The 784-nt window shown below is 41.5% G+C and carries 1 protein-coding gene; it reads right to left on the reverse strand.

What is annotated here, in order from left to right; genetic code table 11:
• The coding region (locus BN3456_RS00195) for a sigma factor-like helix-turn-helix DNA-binding protein (protein WP_278280254.1) at nt 1–784 on the reverse strand (784 nt) is incomplete at both ends.

Genomic DNA, 784 nt, shown 5'->3' on the forward strand with positions numbered 1-784 from the left:
GTAATAATAGTGCAGGATTTCCGGGGTGACAGGAATATGTACTTTATTTTTTCCTTTTGTCCAACAGCCAAGTTCACCAGTCGCTGTCAGGATTGCCTCTACACCTTGCTTCTGATCCACAGTAAGGTCTCGATAATCCAAGTCTGAATTATAATTCTTATTAAAATCAATATCTTCCAGCAGCTCTGCCGGATATTCCATCTTGCGCCGCACAAATGTCCTTGGTGTATAAATTTTTTTATTTTCCTGTTTGCTTTGATTGAATTCTTCACGCTGCCTTAGCTCTTTGACTGCCGCACAATTCTCCTCAATCAATCCTTTTTCCAACATGTAAGTGACCAGCAGCTTTGCGGATTTTTCTGCAATGCCCATTATATGTCCATACCAATCTGGCTTCTGCATTGCAGCTTGAAGTTCACCGATGGTATTAATTCCGACTGTACTCAGCCGTTCACTGATTCTATAAGGCAGACCCATACTGAAGCAGCTCCTATTCAGCCTATCAGCCGGTTCTGTCTTCACATGTTTTGACAACATACTCTCTTTTACTTCAGAAATCTGCTTTTCTATATCCATCTTGCATTTTTCATATCCGTATACATACCATTCGATTCTCGCCGGATGCTTTAACTTACGAATAGCTTTAGCATGAATCTGACCTGCCCGTCCTCCTGAAAGTCCCATATGTTCTCCGATTAATTTGAACGTTAAGCCTTCCTTGTATCGCAGATGTAACACTTCCTGCTCATTCTCCTTCAACTGCCTGATAGTAAATTCCAATCCG

This window comes from Clostridium sp. C105KSO13 (assembly GCF_001517425.1).
In the GTDB taxonomy this organism is placed as follows: Bacteria; Bacillota; Clostridia; order Lachnospirales; family Lachnospiraceae; genus Muricomes.